Here is a 16,073-nt window from a genome sequence, read left to right on the forward strand (position 1 = left end):
ACGTCACCGAAGGGGTCCGAGCGGCCCCGTGGATGTGATGCCAGGCATAGGAGCCAGGTCACGTCCTAAGGAGGCTAGTAGCGGCGGGCCGCCCCTCTCCCCGGGAAAAGGCCGCGCGGCGGATGATTCCGGACATTCCCTCAGTGCTGGGGTAGTACGTCACATCTTTGCGCTCCGCTCCAGGCGCCGTTAACCATGGCTGACGTTCCGGGGGAGCAACGCGCCGGACCGGTCGGATCCCGTCCCGCCCGATCGTCGCTCTCGCCGAACCGGCCTTCGGTTCGCCCCCACTGATGTCACTCATTGGAGTCCCTCCGTATGACCGCCAACGCTCAGACCAGCACCAGCCGCATCGCCCGCCTTCGCAAGCTCTCCGTCGCAGGCATCGCCACCGCGGGTGCCGCGGCAGCGGCTCTCACGCTGGCCCCCTCGCCCGCCCACGCCGCCGAGCACACCTCGGTGAGCGTCACGGCGGAGAAGGCTGCGGCGGCCGACGCTCCGGCGAAGAAGGCCAAGAAGGCCTACGCCGACAACCTCGACGGCTGGATCAACGAGGCCCTGGACATCATGAAGTCCAAGAACATCCCCGGCAGCTACGAGGGCCTGAAGCGCAACATCATGCGCGAGTCCAGCGGCAACCCCAACGCCCAGAACAACTGGGACGTCAACGCCCAGAACGGCACCCCCTCCAAGGGTCTGCTCCAGGTCATCCAGCCGACCTTCGACGCCTACCACGTCAAGGGCACCAAGCACGACCTGACCGACCCGGTCGCCAACATCACCGCCGCGGCCAACTACGCCGCCGACCGGTACGGCTCCATCGACAACGTCGACTCCGCCTACTGACAAGACACCGGGCAGGCATCCGGACCCGTGACCACTCCGGCTCCGTTGCCACTTCCCTGAACGCGCACCCGTACGACGCCGGCCTCTGCCGGCGTCGTACGGGCGTTTCCGGGCTCGATACGGTCCGGAGGACGCCTCCTAGTGCCCCAGCCCGTGCCTGACCACCCGCTGCGCCAGTACGTTGCGTGCTTCGGCGAGTTCGGCCGTGATCAGGCTCTCCCTGCCGGCGTCCGCGACCACGGCGGCCGCGAGCGGCTCGCCGACGAGCAGACACGCGCGCCGCAGATGGGTCGGCGGATGCGTCGAGTCGACGCTGTGTCCCCTGAGGGCACCCACACGCCGCTGCCGTTCGTACTCGCCCTCCGGAATCGTGGCCATGTGCGCGGCCAGACGCTCCCACAGCCCGTGCCAGGGCTGCTCCGGCGAGCGGGCACCGCGTGTCCGGACCTGCCGGCTGCTGGCCTCGCGCTGCAGCATGTTCTCCGCGGAGTGGGCGACGAGGATCCTGTCCATGACCCCCACGGCCGCCTCGGTGGACCCGGCACGCGCGGACATCGCGTCGGCGAGGTACTCGGCGCGCTGCGTCGCCCGCAGCGTCAGCCGGTCGAGCAGGATCAGCAGGCCCTGGACCAGGGTGCGCGGCACCACGTAGAACAGGTTCACCAGCATCTCGACGACGTTCGGGTCCGGGATCGGCGCCACGTAGTAGCGCCACGTGGTCAGTGAGTGGAACGCGGTCCCGATGACCAGCCCGTGGCGGGTGTCCCCGTTGCTGTAGTGGCCCAGTTCATGGCCCAGCAGGGCGATCCGCTGCTGCGGAGTGAGGGTCTCCCAGAAGGGCAGCCCGAGCGTCAGTACGCGACGGGAGCGGACACCGTACGTCGTCACGCTCGCGTTGAAGGCGGCGCTGACGGTGACGGCGTCCACGCTCCTGGTGCCGGCCACGGCGGCGACCTCGTCGATGAGGGCGAACAGCTCGGGAGCGTCGGCCCGGCGCAGCACGGGTTCGTCGTCGGGCAGTTCGGGGAACCGCGGACGCAGCGTCCATGAGAGCAGCAGCAGGAACAGCCCCAGCACCACTGCCGCGCCGCCCCATCCCGTCACCACCAGCCAGAGACCGCCGACGAGCAGCGCCACGGTGACACCGTGAACGGCCAGGGCGAGGACATGGGCCAGCACGCCGGCGGCGTCGCGCCGCGGACGCGGCGTCTCCCCGGCGCTCACCTCCGCCAGCAGTTTCTCGCCGTGCCGGTGGGCGAGTGCCTGGCGCAGGCTGTCGAGCCGTCCCGGCTCCGCGCGGTCGGGCCGCTCCGGATCCACGTTCCAGTCGCAGGCGGCGCACCACGTGGTGAACCGGCCGTCCACGCGGATCTCGACGCCGCACTCCGGGCACGGCTGAGTCGCTTCCTCCATGGTGGTGCGCATCAGCGCGCCTCCCCTTCCCCTCGGCCCCTCCCCAGAGGCCGCTCCGATCTTTGCGCGGCACAGCTGATCATGTCGCCGTTCCGGTGTAAAGCCACCGGAAGGCCCTGTTCCGGATCGTGATCAGGCGGCGTGGACCGGAGCGGGCGACAGGTCGAGACCAGCTGTTCTCCGCGATGTCCCCAACGCCCCCCTGACAGGGCACCTGTTGCGCCGCGATGCTGAAGCGCCGATGAGTGCGCAGCAGGCGCACTTGGTCCGCCTTCACCGGAGTTGCCGTGCTGTCAGCTGGATTCACTAGATCTGCGGTCGTCGTGGCGGCGTGCACCGCCCTGGCGCTGGGCGCCGTCGGGCCGGCCGCCGCCGGGACCGCACCGCCGCCCGAGCCGCTCGCACGGTCGGCGGCCGACATGCTGAGGCCCGTCTCACCGCCCGCCGCGAGCAATACGGAGGGCACCGGCGCCGACGGCTTCGAGAGCTTCTCCATCGCCGAGGGCGACGGGCTGGAGACCGCCCGCAACACCCGTCCGCTCGCCCCCGGCGTCGAGCTGACCTCGTACGACCGCCTGGAGTCCGACAAGTGGCTGCGGGTCGACGCACTCTCCGTCGACCTCACCGGCGGCACCAAGGTCGACTACCTCTACCCCGGCAAAGTCGCCGCCCGCAGGACCGTCTCCCAGCTCGCCGCCGAGCACGACCCCGGGCCGGGCCGCCGCACCGTCGCCGCGATCAACGGTGACTTCTTCGACATCAACCAGACCGGGGCTCCCAGCGGCGTCGCCATCGACGACGGACAGCTCGTCAACTCGCCCGCCACCGGCTACCACCGGGCCGTCGGCTTCGGCCCCGCCGACGCGGGCCGCATCCTGCAGCTCTACTTCGACGGCACACTGACCCTCCCCGCGGGCGCCCGGCCACTCGCCGCGCTCAACGCCGCCAACGTCCCCGCGAACGGCATCGGCGCCTACAACGCCCAGTGGGGCGAGGCGGACCGCGCCCTCACCGTCGACGGAGCACAGCGCACCGCCGAAGTGACCGTCGTGGACGGGAAGGTGGCCACCGCGGCCGCCGCGCCCGGCAAGGGACCGGTCCCGGCCGGTACGACCGTGCTCGTCGGCCGGGACACTGGGGCCGACGCGCTCGCCGCGCTCGCCGCGGGCGACCCGGTCACCATGGAGTACCGCCCGCGCGCCGGCACCGGAGACGTGCCGCGGACCGCCATCGGCGCCAACGAACTCCTCGTCGTCGACGGCAAGCCGGTCGACCACGAGGGCGGCGGCAACAACACGGCGGCCCCGCGCACCGCCGTCGGCTTCTCGCAGGACGGCAGCAGGATGCACGTCCTCAGCGTGGACGGCCGCCAGGCCGACAGCGGTGGCACCACCCTCACCGAACTCGCCCTGATGATGCAGCGCGCGGGCGCGTACAACGCCATCAACCTCGACGGCGGCGGCTCCTCGACACTCGTCGCCCGCGAGCCGGGCAGCGACACGACGCAGGTGGAGAACAGCCCCTCCGACGGCACCGAACGGACCGTCCCCAACGGTCTCGCCCTCACCGCCCCCGACGGCAGCGGACGGCTCGAGGGCTACTGGGTCGAGACCGCGACGGACCCCGGCTCCGCGCCGAGTGCCGACCCGGTCAGGGGCGGCCACCCCGAGCGGGTCTTCCCCGGACTCAGCCGCCGTCTCACCGCGGCCGGATACGACGAGACCTACGGTCCGGCGCAGGGGACGCCGCTCTGGTACGCGGAGAACCCTCTTGTCGGGCGCGTCGGCCACGACGGGGTGTTCACCGCACGGCACAGCGGCAGCACGAAGGTCACCGCGCAGCGCGGAAGCGCACGCGGCAGCGTCCGGTTGACCGTCCTCGACGAGCTGGACCGGATCAGGACCTCCACCCGGCGGGTCGGTCTCGCCGATGCGCAGGCGTCCGGGCGCTTCGGCGTCATCGGCCTCGACGCGCACGGCACCAGCGCGCCCGTCGAGCCGCGCGACGTCGAACTCGACTACGACCACGCCCTGTTCGCCATCACGGCCGACACCGGCGGCGGCTTCACCGTGAAGGCCCGCACCACACAGCCCGCGGCCGGCCAGGTCAAGGCGACGGTCGCGGGCAGGAGCACGGTCCTCGCCGTCACCGTCGGGCTCGCCGAACAGCAGGAGGCGACCTTCGACGACGCCGACCGCTGGACGTTCAGCGCGGCCCGCGCCTCCGGATCCGTGGCGCCGGTGGCGGACGGACACACCGGCACCGGTCTCGAGATCAGCTACGACTTCACCCAGTCCACCGCCACCCGTGCCGCGTACGCCAACCCGCCCGGGCAGCAGATACCCGTCGACGGCCAGCCGCAGTCGTTCGGAATGTGGATCAAGGGCGACGGGAACGGTGCCTGGCCGACCCTGCACCTGAAGGACTCGGCGGGCTCGGACCAGCTGCTGCGCGGGCCCTACATCACCTGGACCGGGTGGAAGTACGTCGAGTTCGCCGTCCCCGCCGGCGTCTCCTATCCGCTGACCGGCTACCGCTTCTACCTCGCCGAGACCGCGGCCGCCCGCTCGTACACCGGGAAGATCGTCATCGACGATCTCACGGCGAAGGTGCCGCCCGCGGTCGAGCTGCCGGACGAGCCGGTGCACCGCGACCCGCTCATCGGCACGGCCGCCGGGGCCGAGGGCAGGGACCGGCGGTTCGCCGTGATGTCGGACGCCCAGTTCGTCGCGCGCAGCCCCGGCAGCCCGATCGTCGCGCAGGCCCGGCGCACCCTGCGGGAGATCAAGGCCGCCCGTCCGGACTTCCTGGTCATCAACGGCGACCTCGTCGACGAGGGCTCGCCCGCGGACCTCGCCTTCGCCCGCACGATCCTGGAGGAGGAGCTGGGCGACGAGCTGCCCTGGTACTACGTGCCCGGCAACCACGAGGTGATGGGCGGGAAGATCGACAACTTCGTGGCCGAATTCGGCCCCGCTCAGCGGACGTTCGACCACGAGGGCACCCGCTTCATCACGCTCGACACCTCCAGCCTCGGCCTGCGGGGCGGTGGGTTCGCGCAGATCAAGGAGCTCCGCCGGCAGCTGGACGCGGCCGCCACGGACCCGCGGATCGGCTCCGTGATGGTCATCCAGCACGTGCCGCCGCGCGATCCGACGCCGCAGAAGGGCAGCCAGCTCGGCGACCGCAAGGAGGCAGCGATGCTGGAGAGCTGGCTCGCCGGCTTCCGCCGTACGACGGGGAAGGGCGTCGGGCTCATCGGCAGCCACGTCGGCACCTTCCACGCCGAGCACGTCGACGGCGTCCCGTACCTGATCAACGGCAACTCCGGTAAGAACCCGGCCACTGCGGCTGACGAGGGCGGCTTCACCGGCTGGTCGCTCGTCGGCATCGACCGGGTGTCCGAGGCCCAGCAGGCCGCCGCGCGCCGCCAGCCGTGGCGCGGCGGCCCCGACTGGCTGACCGTAGGGACACGGGCCCACGTCGACGCTCTGACGCTCACCGCCCCGGCGTCGCTGCCCGCCCGGCAGAGCACCGCCGTCACGGCCACGGTCGTCCAGGGCGAGGGCACCGCAGCGCGGGAGGTGCCGGTGGGCTTTCCGCTGAGCGCCGACTGGAGCGGTTCGCCGAACGTGTACGTCGGCGACCCCGACCGCGCCAGGCCGTGGCACATCGCCGCGTACGACCCGGCGACGGGCAGGCTCACCGGTCTGCGGCCGGGCACGGGCACGCTCGCCGTGACCGTCAACGGTGCCAAGGCCGAGGCCCGCTTCGCCGTGGCCCGCCAGGGCGCGGGCCTGGCCCCGGCCGCGTAACCCTGCGCATCCGGCCCCTCAGGGACCCGGGCCCGTCCGAGCGGACGGACCCGGGTCCCGCTGTGCGTGCGCCGGAAATCCGGATGACCGGCGGCGGTCGCTCTCCGTACTCTCGGCCCCATGAACCCCGCACACCTGCTCAATGTCGTCGATGTCGAGGCGACCTGCTGGGAAGGACAGCCACCGCCCGGAGCGGTCAGCGAGATCATCGAGATCGGGCTGACCGTGGTCGATCTGCACACGCGTGAGCGGGTGGCCAGGCACCGGATACTCGTACGGCCCGCGCGGTCCGAGGTCAGCGCCTTCTGCACCGAGCTGACCGGCCTCGGCCGGGCCGAGGTGGACACCGGCGTCGGGTTCGCCGAAGCGTGCCGGACCCTGGCCGCCGAGCACGGTGCCGGGGCGCGCCCGTGGGCCAGTTGGGGCGACTACGACCGTCATCAGTTCACCCGGCAGTGCGCGGCGACGGGCACGGCGTACCCCTTCGGGCGCCGGCACACCAACGCCAAGGCCGTCTTCACCGACTCCCACGGCCTCCGTAAGCGACCCGGGATGGCCCAGGCCCTGCGCATCGCCGGCCTTCCGCTGGAGGGGCGCCACCACAGTGGCGAGGACGACGCCTGGAACATCGCGGCGCTGGTGCTGTCGCTGGCGGACCGCGGCGACTGGCCGGCGTAGCGGACCTGCGGGCCCCACATCGCCGGGCACATGAAGCCGACCGGCGCGAGCGGTTGTCGCCAAGGGTATTGACGTCCGGCCGGAGAGCATCCATGATCCCCGTGGAATCGATTCCATGGAATCGATTCCACGTCAGTAGGACACTGCCAGGCAGTGGATGCGCGCCTCCCGCACCGAAAGGCCCGTCGTGGACAGCACCGTGACGATCAAGGACGTCGCAGAGCACGCAGGCGTGTCCGTGGGCACCGCCTCGCGGGTGCTCTCCGGCAACCCCGCCACCTCCGCCACCGCTCGCGAGCGGGTGCAGGCGGCCGTCACGGAACTCGGCTACCGGCCGGACGCACGGGCCCGCGCCCTGCGGTCCGCCCGCAGTCATGCGGTGGGCCTGCTCGTCTCCGACGTACGCAACCCGTTCTTCGCCGACATCGCACACGGCGCCGAGCAGGCGGCGCTCGGCGCCTCGTACGTGACCCTGCTCGCCAACGCCAACGAGGACACCGCACAACAGGACATCTACCTGGAGGCGTTCCTCACCCAGCGGGTCGACGGCATCGTCATCGCCCCGCAGGGCGAGGGCGGCGGCAACCTGCGCGCCCTCGAACGGGCCCGTACGCCCCTGGTGTTCGTGGACCGCACCGTCGACGGGTTCGACGTCCCCAGCGTGACCGCCGACAACGCGCAGGGAGTCGAGCTGGCCGTGGCGCACCTCGCCGCCGAGGGCCACACCCGTATCGGCTACATCGGTGGGCCCTCGTCCGTGTCCACCGGGCGCGCACGCCACGACGCGTTCCTCGCCGCCGTCGCCCGGCACGGCCTGGACGAGGATCCGGACCTGATCACGGCAGGAGACTTCCGCAGCGCCAGCGGCGGCGCGGCCGCCGCCGCGCTCCTCGGCCACCGAAGACCGCCGACCGCGCTGCTGGCCGCGGACAGCCTGATGGCGGTCGGTGCGCTGGGAGAGGTGCGCCGGCAGGGCCGTCGTATCGGCGCGGACCTGGCGCTGGTCGCCTTCGACGACATCGACTGGTTCGGGGAGCTCGACCCGCCGCTGACGGTGGTGGCCCATGACGCGCGTGAACTCGGTGCTCGAGCGGTACGGCTGGTGCTCGACATCATCGACGGCAGACCCGTCGAGTCGGCGGTACTCCCGATGAGGCTCGTCGTACGCGAGTCCTCGACCGGGCGCCCGGCCGCCGACTGACACCCGGGGCCCGTCCCGCGAAGCGGCGGACGGCGCTCCACCGTCCTTGCGCGGACGCCGAGTTCCTCTGGGAACCCCTACGCGGACCTCCGCGAACTGGTCCGCGATGTCTTCCGCGGACGCTCCGCGATCTTCTCCGCGAAGTCTTCCGCGGACGCCCCGCGAACTTCATCACGGAATGTTCGCGAACTTCTTCACGGATTGCTTCGTGCTGCCCCACGTCAGCGAAGCCCACGCCCGAAACGGAAAGGCGCCATGCCGTCAGTGCACGTCGTAGGAAGTCTCAACGCCGACCAACTGCTGGAGGTGACGGCCTTCCCGGGAGCCGGCGAGACCGTGCTCGGGTCCGGGATGCGGATCACCGCCGGCGGCAAGGGCGGCAACCAGGCCGTGGCGGCGGCCCGTGGCGGAGCCCGAACCGCCATGGTCGGCGCGACCGGTGACGATGCGCACGGCCGGCTGGTCCGGGACGCGCTGGACGGGGCGGGCGTGTGCACCGCGTCCGTGCGGACCACCGCCGGGGCGCACACGGGACTCGCCGTCGTGCTCCTCGAACCCGGGGGAGACAACCGCATCATCGTCACCCCCGGCGCCAACGCGAGCCTCACCGAGGCGGACGCCGCGGCCGGTCTCGCCGCCGTGGAACCCGGCGACATCGTCCTCCTCCAACTGGAGATCCCGCCCACGGTGGTCGCCCACGCGGCCAGGACCGCCCGCGCCCGGGGCGCCACCGTCGTGCTCAACGCGGCGCCCGCGCCCACGGATTCGCGCGCTCTCACCCCGGGCGACCTGGACGTCCTGGTCGTCAACGACCCCGAGGCACACGCGGTCGCCCGGCTGCTCGGCCTCACCGGGCACACCACGCCCGAGGAACGGGTCATCGCCCTGGCACGGGCCCTGGACGCCCTGGTCGTCTGCACGATGGGGGCCGACGGAGCCTACGCCGCCCCCGCCGGGGGACGCCGTCCCGCACTGCACGTCCCCGCCCTCCCGGTCGTGCCCGTCGACACCACCGCGGCGGGGGACACCTTCACGGGATATCTGGCGGCGGCACTCGCCGAGGGAGCGGACGACCTCTCCACGGCGCTGAACCGGGCCGCCGCGGCGGCCGCCCTCGCCGTCACCCGCAGCGGTGCGATGGCCTCCATCCCCGCACGGCGCGAAGTCCTGCGGGCCCGCGCCTCCCTGCCGACCGCCAAGGACTGAACCGAAAGGAACGACCATGCGCATCGCACTGGGCAACGACCATGCCGGCATCGGGCTCAAGGAACATGTCCGCGAGGTACTCCTGCGCCTCGGCCACGAGGTGCTCGACCGGGGCGTGGACGGTGACACACCCGTCGACTTCCCCGACATCACCTTCGCGACCTGCGACGAGGTACGCAGGGGCGAAGCCGACCGGGCCGTGCTCGTGTGCGGCACGGGGGCCGGCGCACTGATGGCCGCGAACAAGATCGCGGGCATCCGGTGCGGCCTCGGCCACGACGTGTACTCGGCGCACCAGGCCGTCGAGCACGACGACGCCAACGCGATCGCCATCGGCGCCTGGCTGGTCGGTCCGGCAACGGCGACCGAGGTCCTCGAGGCGTTCCTCGGCGCGACCTTCGACAACGATGCCGACACCGTGCGCCGTGTCGCCAAGCTCCATGAGCTGGAGCTGCGTTCGGCACGGGAACTCACCGACCGGACCTGATCCGCGCGCCCACACCCGACTCCCCGGCCCGGCGAGTCCCGGACTTCCCGACTCCCGGACTTCCCGACCCCGCCAGCTCCACGACTCCTCCTCAACTCCCCAACTCCTCAACTCCCAGATCCCCGACTGCTCCACCTGCATCGGCACCTTCGCCGATTCGTCCCCGCGCACACCGCGATCGAAGGAGACCCCGGAATGAGCGCGCTCAACACCCCATCCGTACCAGGCACCCCACAGGGACGCGTCAGGACCGCCCTCGCCTCCGCGGCCGGCACCTGCGTCGAGAACTACGACTTCGTCGCGTACGGCACCGCGTCCGCCCTCTACTTCGGCGACGCGTTCTTCCCCGACTCCGACCCGGTGGTCGGCACCCTCCTCGCCTTCGTCACGCTCGGCGTCGGCTTCCTGATGCGCCCCGTCGGCGGCGCGCTCGGCGGATACCTCGGCGACCGGCACGGCCGGAAGCCCGTACTCGTGGGTGCCCTGCTGACCATGGGCATCGCCACCGTGCTCATCGGTGTGCTGCCCACGTACGCCCAGGCCGGCGTCCTCGCACCGGTTCTCCTCGTGGCCATCCGCTGTGTCCAGGGCCTCGCCTTCGGCGCCGAATGGGGCGGCGCCGTGATGATGACGTACGAGCACGCCCCGCGCAGGCGCCGCGGTCTGTACGCGGCGATACCGCAGGCCGGGAACCCGCTCGGCATCGCCCTGGCCAACATCGCCTTTCTGCTCTCCGCATCCTTGGACGGCGACTGGGCCTGGCGGCTGCCGTTCCTGGCCAGCGCCCTGCTCATCGTGGTGGGACTGGTCGTACGGATGAAGCTGAACGAGTCGCCCGAGTTCGAGGCGGCCAAGGCGGAAGGCGGCACCGTGCGCAACCCTCTGCTGACGGTGTTGCGGGACGACTGGCGCAACATCCTCCGCATCATCGCCCTGAGGGTCGTCGAGTCCTGCGCGTACTACCTCACGGCCACCTACCTGCTGTCGTACATCACCGACCGTGACCCCGACGACCGTGGTGTCGCGCTGGCCGGTGTCGTCGTCGCCAGCCTGCTCGCCGTGGGCACCACCGTCCTGTCCGGGGCACTGACCGACCGCGTCGGGCGCCGCCCCGTGTACCTGGTCGGCTGTCTGCTCGCCGTGGCCTTCGGCATCCCCATGTACGTGCTGGCCAACACCGGTGCGGCGGTGCCGATCGTGCTGGTCTTCCTGATCGCCATCGGCGTCATCCACGCCGCGCTGACGGGTACTCAGGCCGCCTGGTTCGCCGAGCTGTTCAAGACGGGTACCCGGACCTCGGGGGCGTCGCTGGGTTACCAGACGGCCGCGTCGGTGGCGGGCTTCGCCCCGTTCGTCGCCGTGCTGCTCACCGACTCCTTCGGGTGGTGGGGGCCGGCCGGGCTCTACGTGGGCGTCGCCGCCGTAGGGCTGATCGGTGTGCTGACGACCCGCGAGACCTGGGGCCGTGAACAGCGCGCGGCCGCCGCGGCGCCGCAGCCGGCGGAGACGCTCACAGGGATCCCTGCCCAGGACGGCTCCCGCCAGGACGCGGCGCCGCACCGTTCCTGACGGCGGCTGCCGCCTTCGTCCGCGTGACCGGCCCTCCGCCTTCGCCCGCGTCACCGGCTCGGATCAGGTGCTTCACCAACATGACTACTCATGTCGTTGAGTACCCTGAGGGCATCGGAAGGACGGACGGGAGGCGGTGTCATGGCGCTGCGGCACGCGGTGCTGGCGGCCCTGCTCGACGGGGAGTCCAGCGGGTACCAGCTGGCCAGGTCGTTCGATCTGGGCATGGCGAACTTCTGGCACGCACTGCCCCAGCAGCTCTATCTGGAGCTGACCAAACTGGAGAAGGACGGCCTCGTCGAAGGCCGCCGGGTCGTCCAGGAATCACGCCCGCCGAAGCGGCTGTTCACCCTCACCGAAGCGGGGCTGGCCGAACTGGCGCGGTTCGCAGAGGCCTCCGTCAAGCCGTCCTTCATCCGCGACGACCTGATGGTCAAGGTGCAGGCCGTGGACCACGTACCCGTGGAGCCGGTGCTCGAACAGCTCGACGAGCGAGGCGCCATGGCCGCCGCCAAGATCGACATCTTCGAGCGGTTCCTGCGACGGCTGCGCGGCGACCTCGACGAGGAGACCTTCCTGGCCACCGCGGAACGCGTCGGACCGTATCTGACGTGTCTGCGGGGCCTGCGCTTCGAGGAGGAGACAGCCGCCTGGTGCGCGAGGACGGCCGGCGCCCTGCGGGTACGAAGCGGTCTCACCCGGGGCGGCCCGCGACCGTGACATGCCGCCCCGGGCGGCGCCACTGACCCGGGATCCGGCACCCGGGATCCGGCACCCGGGATCCGGCACCCGGGATCCGGCACCCGGGATCCGGCACCCGGGATCCGGCACCCGGCACCCGGGATCCGGCGTCGAGGACCGGGCGCTGAGGACCGGCGCCCGGAACTCGGCGGCGAGGACCGGCGCCCGGAACTCGGCGGCGAGTGCCGGGTGTTGAGGGCCCGGGGGTGGCCGGGGCCCGGGGTCAGGACAGCTTCTTGAGGACCTCGGTCGCGACCGCCGTGGAGGAGGCCGGGTTCTGGCCGGAGACCAGGTTGCGGTCGACGACGACGTTCGGGGCCCACGGCTCGCCCTCCTGGACCTGCACGCCGGCCTCGGTCAGCCGGTCCTGGAGCAGCCACCTCGCCTTGTCGGCGAAGCCGGCCTGGGTCTCCTCCGCGTTGGTGAACGCGGCGACCCGGTAGCCGGCGAAGGCGTTGGAGCCGTCGGCATGGGCCGCGGCGAGCAGCGCGGACGAGGCGTGGCAGACGACGGCGAGCGGCTTCCCGGAGCCGAGGGCCTCGATCAGCAGCCTGCCGGAGCCGGCGTCGGCGGAGAGGTCCTCCATGGGGCCGTGGCCGCCCGGGTAGAGGACGGCCGCGTAGTCGTCGAGGTTCACCTCCGCCAGCTCGATCGGGTGCTGGAGGGCGGTGAACGCGTCGAGGGCCGCGGCGGTCCTTTCCGCACCCTCCTGGCCGCCGTTGACCTCGGGGGCGAGGCTGCCCTTGTCCACGGTCGGGACGACACCGCCGGGCGTGGCGACGACGATCTCGTGGCCCGCCGCCGTGAATGCCTCGTACGGGACGACGGCCTCCTCGGCCCAGAATCCGGTGGGGTGCTCGGTGCCGTCGGCGAGCGTCCAGTGGTCGGCGCCGGTCATCACGAAGAGGATCTTCGACATGGGTGGTTTCTCCGAAGGGAGGGGAGGGGCGGTCGGTGATGACAGGACGGTAGACCGCATCAGCCATAGGTATCCAATGAGGAAGCCGATGTCGGCCATAGGCTTTCCGATGGGTCCCGAGGGCGGGCGACGGCTAGGGTTCCGGTGTGAGCCAGGAAGAATCCGACGCCGGCGCGCCGGGTCCCGGCGCCGCACCCGCCCCGCACGCCGATCTGAATCTGCTGCGTACCTTCCTCGCCGTGTACCGCTCCGGGTCCTTCACCGCAGCCGCGCAGCTGCTGAGGTTGTCACAACCCACCGTGACCACCCAGATGCGCGCCCTGGAGCGGCAGTCGGGACGTGAGCTGTTCGAGCGGCTGCCGCGCGGGGTCGCCCCGACGTCCGTCGCCGACGAACTCGCGGCCCGGATCGCCGCGCCTCTCGACGCGCTCGCCGCCGCCACCGGGCACGGCACCCCCGAGGGCGGGCGTCCCGCCGAGCCGGTCCATGTCGCGGGCCCGGCGGAGCTGCTCTGCGTCCGGGTGCTGCCGGCCCTTGCGGCCCTCGTCGCCGACGGGGTGCGCCTGCGCGTCACCATGGGCCTGACCGACGCACTGCTCGACGAGCTGCGCGCGGGCCGCCACGATCTGGTCGTCGCGACCAGAAGACCGCGCGGGCGAACCCTCGCCGCGGCTCCCCTCATGGACGAGGAGTTCGTCCTGGTCGCGGCCCCCGCATGGGCGGAGCGGGTCGCCGGACGCATGGCCACCGACGGGCCCGCCGCACTGCACCCCGTGCCGCTGGTCACCTACGCCGAGGACCTGCCCATCGCCCGGCGGTACTGGCGGCACGTCTTCGGCAGGCGCCTGGCCTGTCGGGCCGCCGTCACCGTCCCCGACCTGCGCGGCGTCCTCGCCGCCGTCACGGCGGGCGCCGGCTTCGCCGTGCTGCCCCGCTACCTCTGTCCGGACGAGCTCGCCTCGGGCCGCCTCGTCCTCCTCCACGATCCCGACGAACCGCCGATCAACACCTGCTACCTCGTTCAGCGCCCGGGGACCTCCGACAACCCGCACGTCGCACGGGTGCGTGACCGGCTGCTCCAGGCCGGCCGCGACTGGTAGGGGCGCGAGGCCCCTCGTACGCCGTCGACGTCCCGGGCCACGGCCGTCACGGCCGTCACGGCTGGCACGGCTGGCACGGCCGTCACGGAGCGCCCTGCTCCGCGCCCCGGAACGTGCGCCGGTAGGTCAGCGGGGACACACCGATGGCTGCGTGCAGATGCTGGCGCAGGGACGTACCGGTGGCGAAGCCCACCCGGCCGGCGATCTCGTCCACGGGCATGTCGCTGGCTTCGAGCAGGTGCCGGGCCCGGGCGACGCGCTGCTGGGTCAGCCAGCGCCCGGGGCTCATGCCCACCTCGTCCTGGAAGCGGCGGGCGAAGGTGCGCAGGCTCATCCGCGCGTGACCGGCGAGGCCCGCCAGGGAGAGCGGCTCGTGCAGGTTCTCCAGCGCCCACTGCCGTGTCGCGGCGGTGCTGGTCGAGGACGGCTCGGGCACCGGCTGTTCGATGTACTGGGCCTGCCCGCCGTCCCGCCAGGGCGGGACCACGCACATCCGTGCCACCTGGTTGGCCACCTCGCTGCCGTGGTCCCGGCGCAGGAGGTGCAGGCACACGTCGACACCGGACGCGGCACCGGCGGAGGTCAGCACGTCCCCGTCGTCGATGAAGAGGACGTCCGCATCGAGCGCCACCCGAGGGAACCAGCGGTGGAAGATCTCCGCGAGCGCCCAGTGGGTCGTGGCCGGGCGTCCGTCCAGGAGGCCGGCGGCGGCGAGGACGAACGCGCCGGTGCAGATGGACACGATGCGGGTGCCGGGCCGCAACGACGCCAGGGCGGCCGCGACCGCCGGCGGGAGCGTCTCCGTGATGAACGAGGTGTCGAACGGAGGGAGCACCACGGTGTCCGCCTCGGCCAGGACCTCCGGTCCGTGCTCCACGGTGATCGAGAAGTCGGAGCTGGTCCGCACGGTGCGCCGCTCGTCGGCCGTGCAGGTCCGCACCTCGTACCGCCCGCCGGCGGAACCGAAGACGCGGTTCGCGATGCCCAGCTCGAAGGGGTAGACCCCGTCGAGAGCCAGCACGACGACACGATGAACACGATCCATGGCACGATCCTATCGGAAGTTGGCAATCGTGCCATGGTCCAGAACGGCGGAGTGACCGACGCTGGAGGCATGAGCGAGACGACGAACACCACGACAACCCCGGTCACCATGCGCGCCATCAGCCAGGACGAGCACGGATCCCCGGAGGTGCTCAGGGAAGTGCGGCTGCCCAGGCCCGCTCCCGGACCGAGCCAGATCCTGGTCGCCGTGCGTGCGACCGGCGTCAACCCCACCGACTGGAAGCACCGCGCGAGCGGCATGTTCCTCAACCGTCTTCCCCTCGTCCTCGGTTGGGACGTCTCCGGCGTCGTCGAGGCCGTCGGCTACGGCGTCACCCTCTTCAAGCCCGGCGACGAGGTCTTCGGCATGCTCCCGTATCCCTACGGAGTCGGCGCGCACGCCGAGTACGTGACCGGGCCCGCGCGCGCCTTCACGCACAAGCCGGACGCCGTCGACCACGTCCAGGCCGGGGCCCTCCCCCTCGCCGCGCTCACCGCCCATCAGGCGATCGTCGACACCGCCGACGTCCGGCCCGGGCAGCGGGTCCTCATCCACGCGGCCGCCGGGGGAGTGGGCCATCTCGCCGTGCAGATCGCCAAGTCCCGGGGCGCGTACGTGATCGGCACCGCCAGCGCGCCCAAGCACGACTTCCTGCGCTCGCTCGGCGCGGACGAGGTGATCGACTACCGCACCACCGACTTCGCCGACGCCGTACAGGACATCGACATGGTGCTGGACCCGCTGTCCGGCGAGACCCGCGCCCGCTCGCTCGACGTGCTGCGCCCCGGTGGCGTCCTCGTGTCTCTGCTGCCCGGGGACGCCCCGGACGAGGCGGAGCGGGCGGCCCGCCTCGGAGTACGCGTCGAGACCCTCCTGGTCGAGGCCGACCACGCCGGTATGCGCGCCATCGCCGAACTCGTCGAGGCAGGACGGCTCCGCGCCCACATCGAGGCGACGTTCCCCCTCGCGGAAGCCGCCAAGGCGCACGCCCTGGGCGAGACGGACCGGACCACGGGCAAGATCGTTCTCGTGGTCGAGTAGGTGGTCGAGTAG

At 72.2% G+C, this 16,073-nt stretch carries 13 protein-coding genes; 10 read left to right on the forward strand and 3 right to left on the reverse strand.

The window, feature by feature from the left end; genetic code table 11:
• Positions 1-318 precede the first annotated feature (318 nt).
• Complete coding sequence (locus OG766_RS32615; protein WP_266385339.1) at positions 319-846, forward strand: transglycosylase SLT domain-containing protein; 528 nt, start codon at positions 319-321, stop codon at positions 844-846.
• A 138-nt stretch (positions 847-984) separates the two neighbouring features.
• On the opposite strand, the gene OG766_RS32620 is transcribed toward OG766_RS32615, so the two are convergent.
• Positions 985-2,271 (reverse strand): M48 family metallopeptidase, encoded by a 1,287-nt coding sequence (locus tag OG766_RS32620; protein ID WP_328726974.1) that lies wholly within the window; start codon positions 2,269-2,271, stop codon positions 985-987.
• Positions 2,272-2,582: 311 nt separating this feature from the next.
• Between OG766_RS32620 and OG766_RS32625 the strand changes: the two genes are divergently transcribed.
• From OG766_RS32625 to OG766_RS32655, 7 genes are all read left to right on the forward strand, one after another.
• Complete coding sequence (locus tag OG766_RS32625; RefSeq protein WP_443045570.1) at positions 2,583-6,074, forward strand: phosphodiester glycosidase family protein; 3,492 nt, start codon at positions 2,583-2,585, stop codon at positions 6,072-6,074.
• Between the two features lie 120 nt (positions 6,075-6,194).
• Entirely contained in the window at positions 6,195-6,752 is a 558-nt protein-coding gene (locus OG766_RS32630) for a 3'-5' exonuclease (RefSeq protein WP_266385335.1), read from the forward strand.
• A gap of 187 nt (positions 6,753-6,939) precedes the next feature.
• The gene (locus OG766_RS32635; protein ID WP_328726975.1) at positions 6,940-7,953 is read left to right on the forward strand and encodes a LacI family DNA-binding transcriptional regulator; all 1,014 of its coding nucleotides are present in this window, start codon (positions 6,940-6,942) and stop codon (positions 7,951-7,953) included.
• Between the two features lie 255 nt (positions 7,954-8,208).
• Positions 8,209-9,159 (forward strand): ribokinase, encoded by a 951-nt coding sequence (locus OG766_RS32640; protein WP_266385331.1) that lies wholly within the window; start codon positions 8,209-8,211, stop codon positions 9,157-9,159.
• 16 nt (positions 9,160-9,175) lie between these two features.
• Positions 9,176-9,646: an RpiB/LacA/LacB family sugar-phosphate isomerase gene (locus OG766_RS32645; protein WP_328726976.1), complete on the forward strand. Its 471-nt coding sequence runs from the start codon at positions 9,176-9,178 to the stop codon at positions 9,644-9,646.
• 195 nt (positions 9,647-9,841) lie between these two features.
• A complete protein-coding gene (locus OG766_RS32650; protein ID WP_266385325.1) occupies positions 9,842-11,215 on the forward strand; it encodes an MFS transporter in 1,374 nt (457 codons plus the stop codon).
• Between the two features lie 141 nt (positions 11,216-11,356).
• A complete protein-coding gene (locus tag OG766_RS32655) occupies positions 11,357-11,935 on the forward strand; it encodes a PadR family transcriptional regulator (protein ID WP_266385322.1) in 579 nt (192 codons plus the stop codon).
• 244 nt (positions 11,936-12,179) lie between these two features.
• On the opposite strand, the gene OG766_RS32660 is transcribed toward OG766_RS32655, so the two are convergent.
• Positions 12,180-12,875 carry a type 1 glutamine amidotransferase domain-containing protein gene (locus OG766_RS32660; protein WP_328726977.1) on the reverse strand — a complete coding sequence of 232 codons (696 nt, stop codon included), beginning with the start codon at positions 12,873-12,875 and terminating at the stop codon, positions 12,180-12,182.
• Positions 12,876-13,021: 146 nt separating this feature from the next.
• On the opposite strand from OG766_RS32660, the gene OG766_RS32665 reads away from it, so the two are divergent.
• Positions 13,022-13,975, forward strand: coding sequence for a LysR family transcriptional regulator (locus tag OG766_RS32665; protein ID WP_328726978.1), 954 nt, complete (start codon positions 13,022-13,024; stop codon positions 13,973-13,975).
• A gap of 82 nt (positions 13,976-14,057) precedes the next feature.
• Here the strand turns inward: OG766_RS32665 and OG766_RS32670 are convergent, their stop codons facing one another.
• On the reverse strand, positions 14,058-15,020 hold the full coding sequence (locus OG766_RS32670) for a GlxA family transcriptional regulator (RefSeq protein ID WP_266385314.1): 963 nt from the start codon (positions 15,018-15,020) through the stop codon (positions 14,058-14,060).
• A 108-nt stretch (positions 15,021-15,128) separates the two neighbouring features.
• Here OG766_RS32670 and OG766_RS32675 point away from each other — a divergent pair, with 108 nt between their 5' ends.
• The gene (locus tag OG766_RS32675; RefSeq protein WP_266388650.1) at positions 15,129-16,061 is read left to right on the forward strand and encodes an NADP-dependent oxidoreductase; all 933 of its coding nucleotides are present in this window, start codon (positions 15,129-15,131) and stop codon (positions 16,059-16,061) included.
• Positions 16,062-16,073 lie beyond the last annotated feature (12 nt).

The sequence above is a fragment of the Streptomyces sp. NBC_00259 genome, from assembly GCF_036181745.1.
Classification (GTDB): Bacteria; Actinomycetota; Actinomycetes; order Streptomycetales; family Streptomycetaceae; genus Streptomyces; species Streptomyces pratisoli.